Below are 3620 nucleotides of genomic sequence, written 5' to 3'. Positions count from 1 at the left end.
GATACCTGTGTCTGATCTTTTAAACACATAAATGCATCCCGGAATGCGATCATGTAGCCGTCTATTTTATCAGTGGCCTGCAGGTTATGCACCTGGCCGGGGGCTACAAAGAAAAGTGTATTCTTTTTTACCTCGTGCGTAACCGCATCAATGGTATGCAGCAGCTTGCCTTTCTTGATCCAGTAAATGGTATAGAAGTCGTGCCGGTGGGGCACGCCGATCTGGTCAAAAAAGCTGTCGCCTAACTCACAAAGGCCGGATACCACAAATCCCGGGTCTACATGCGAGTATTCCGGTAAAGACACAATCCCGATATTTTCACGTTTCTCAGCCATCTATTAAAGTTCCTGCAGGTTCTTCCTCCCTGTCGGAAGGATCAATGTATTCAATGATAAAATTATTTCTGCCTTCTCCCACCATAATACCCATATGCTTCATTTGTACCAGTTCCAGCATACTGAGGAACAGGAAAATAGCATGCACCCGGTCTTTACAGTGATCGAATATTTTTTCAAAAGATAAAGTACGCTCAGCCCTCGCCAGCTCCTCCATATACATCCTGGAGCCCTCCATGGTATAATCGTATTTATATACAACGTGCTGGGGCTTATTATCCCGCTCCTTCATACGCTGTATCACCTTTTCAAAGGTTTTTGTCAGCTTGAAGAGGGTGAGGGTTTGCACTTCCGTACCTTCACTGGTCACTTCCCCGATCTCCGCCAGTTCTTTCGCAATATTTCCCCGCTTTACAGATAACATACGGTCGGCCTCCATTTCGGCCAGTTCTGCAGCTGCCAGTTTGTAGCGCTTATACTCCAGGATCTTGTCTATCAGCTCCATCCGGGGATCTATTTCATTTCCCTGCTCATCCAGTTCCTTACGCGGCAACAGCATTTTCGCCTTAATACGCATGAGAGTGGATACAAAGAGAATAAATTCACTGGCCAACTCAATATTCAGCGATTCAATATGATGAATATAATCCAGGAAATCCTGCGTGAGGGTGTTGATAGGGATATTGTAGATATCCAGCTCATCACGTTCAATGAAGAACAGCAACAGGTCGAAAGGACCCTCAAATTGCGGTAATTTGATCTTATAGACAGGTGCCTGCTCGCTCACGTAATGCGTTTAATGTTTTTAAAAAAAATATCGCACAATTGCACAGGATCACCAGATGCTTTTTCCTATGCCGCTGCGCGATATCAAAAATAACAAAATTCCTCCGAATCAGAACTTGGCAGCAAAGCCAATCCCTATTACCTGTTTTATCTGTAGACGGGGCCCCATCACACCAGTTTCTTTATTCTCAAATACTTTTACATCATCATCATATATCATATCTACGGTAAGCAGGGCTGAAATCCACTTATTTACCTTCAGTTCCAATGCGTTGGTGAAAAATACATCTATATTTCCCGGGTTATGCCGGTAATCTGAAAATAAATCCAGCCGGCCCTTATAGGTCATATTTTTGGCGAAGGTTTTTATATAGTTGGCAGACAGGTAGGCGCCTATCTCATATTTAAAATGCGAACCTGTATCTACACCGTAAGCGCCCTGTTTGGACAGTACATCATCCATTACAAACACAAAACGGGAAGTAGCGGGCGACATGAATAAAGAAAATGACGGATCGGGCTTATAATCAAAGCCTGGTGATACCAGCACATACGCAGGGGAGAAGAACTTGGACGACAACTGCGGCGTGGTATCTGACGGGTACAGGTAACCATTGGCAAATTGCGTACGCAGGTTCACCAAACCGCTTAAATACCAGTTCTTACCAATTTCATAGCCATACTTGGAAGTGAGGTCTATACGGTCATCATTCTTCCGGCCTCCCAAACTGGTGGTATTAATATAGCCATATGCCAGGTCTGCAACGTTGTCCCAGGAATGCTTTCCTTTTTTGTAAAAGGCCCATGCAAATAAATTGGATCCGATAGAGAATGCAAAATTGTCGCCTCCCGCAGCCCAGTTACTTAATGATCCCTGGTTGATGTTTACATTAATATTCATCCCCTTTCTCCATATTTTGGGAATCGTGTCGTTAGGATCTTTCTTGATCTTGCCTGCAGCTTCTTCTCTCGACGTCTTCATCCAGTCATTTTGCGCGTGCACGGCTGTAAACAGTAGCATACAGCAGGCAATGGATAAAGTAATTTTTTTCATCAAATTGTGTTTAAGTGAGTATACGTAATAACTATCCCACTTCTTCCGGGAAGGAAAAAATGGGATGGTGGGTATATTGCTAAAAAATTTTATCTGGATTTCTTCAGTTCATCACGGATTTCCATGAGCAGTTTTTCCTGTGTAGACAGTTCAGCCGGAGCCGGGGCTTCTTCTTTCATCTTCGTAAGTCTGTTCATAAATTTCACCAGCAGGAAAATACAAAAGGCAATGATCAGGAAATCGATCACGCTCTGTATAAACGCGCCATAGGCAAATACCGCCACGCCCTTGGCTTTTGCATCTGCCAGGGTAGTCACATCCCCCTTACTTGTGTCCAATACATAAAAGACGTCGTTAAAATTCTTTCCCCGCGTAAATAATCCGATGATTGGCATCAGGATATTATCTACCAGGGATGTAACAATCTTTCCAAATGCACCACCTATAATCACACCCACAGCAAGATCCATTACATTGCCCTTCATGGCAAACTCTTTAAACTCTTTGATGAACGACATAATGCAAGGTTTTATTGGTTAAAATAAGTGAACAAAATTAAAGTATAATAACCGAACACGTTAATTATTAGGTTATTATTTCTTTAAGCGGGGATATTTCATCTTCAGCGATTTCAGTGTATCCCTCAACGTTAGCGCAATCAGGTACTCCTTATACCAGTTCTGATCTGCCGGTACAACCAGCCATGGTATATAGTTACAGTGGTTGATAGCATCTTCATAGGCATCCATATATTTATCCCACAGCTTGGCTTCTGTCAGGTCATTTTCATTATACTTCCACATTTTACGTGGATCTTCTGTCCGTTCCACCAGGCGCTGCTGCTGTGCTTCACGCGATACATGCAGGTAGCATTTTATGATATGCGTATTATTATGAACCGTCAGCAGTTTCTCAAAATCGTTAATGGCTTCCATCCGTTTAAAAGCCATCTTATCGTCAATCCACTTATGCACACGTTGTATAAGGATATCTTCGTAGTGCGAGCGGTTAAATACCTGGATCATGCCTTTACCCGGCGCGTGCTGATGTACCCTCCACAGGAAATCATGTTCTGATTCCTCCGGGCTGGGCGCTTTGAAAGAGTGAACAACACATCCCTGCGGATTTAAGGTACCCGTAACATTTTTGATAACCCCATCTTTCCCGCTGGCATCCATTCCCTGTACCACCAGCAATACACTGTACTTATGCTGGGCGTAGAGCAGGTTCTGGAGCTCATCCAGTTCTTCCAGCAATTCCCGGGTTACCGCCTTAATGGTTTCTTTTTCCAGCTTTTTTGGAGCTGATGTGCTGATAGCTGACAATTTGATTTTACCCATGTAACGCATTCTTATAAATAAATTTAACAAAATCAGAACAGAAGTGTTGCGATTATCATGATTTATATTTTGCTGAATATTAAGGATACCTGCACCTTTGTACTC

The 3620-nt window shown here is 43.1% G+C and carries 5 protein-coding genes; all 5 read right to left on the bottom strand.

What is annotated here, in order from left to right; translation table 11 throughout:
* A partial coding sequence (locus tag VN105_RS05240) for an AraC family ligand binding domain-containing protein (protein ID WP_325638629.1) occupies nucleotides 1–335 on the bottom strand: 335 nt, incomplete at its 3' end.
* Entirely contained in the window at nucleotides 328–1122 is a 795-nt protein-coding gene (locus VN105_RS05235; protein WP_325638627.1) for a segregation and condensation protein A, read from the bottom strand. The genes VN105_RS05240 and VN105_RS05235, both read right to left, overlap by 8 nt.
* A gap of 108 nt (nucleotides 1123–1230) precedes the next feature.
* On the bottom strand, nucleotides 1231–2175 hold the full coding sequence (locus tag VN105_RS05230; RefSeq protein WP_325638625.1) for a DUF3078 domain-containing protein: 945 nt from the start codon (nucleotides 2173–2175) through the stop codon (nucleotides 1231–1233).
* Nucleotides 2176–2264: 89 nt separating this feature from the next.
* On the bottom strand, nucleotides 2265–2693 hold the full coding sequence (mscL, locus tag VN105_RS05225) for a large conductance mechanosensitive channel protein MscL (RefSeq protein ID WP_325638623.1): 429 nt from the start codon (nucleotides 2691–2693) through the stop codon (nucleotides 2265–2267).
* Between the two features lie 75 nt (nucleotides 2694–2768).
* Entirely contained in the window at nucleotides 2769–3515 is a 747-nt protein-coding gene (locus VN105_RS05220) for a PPK2 family polyphosphate kinase (protein WP_325638621.1), read from the bottom strand.
* Nucleotides 3516–3620: the final 105 nt, after the last annotated feature.

It is taken from the genome of Chitinophaga sp. (genome assembly GCF_035564935.1).
Taxonomy (GTDB): Bacteria; Bacteroidota; Bacteroidia; order Chitinophagales; family Chitinophagaceae; genus Chitinophaga.
This window is presented reverse-complemented; position numbering and strand designations above follow the sequence as displayed.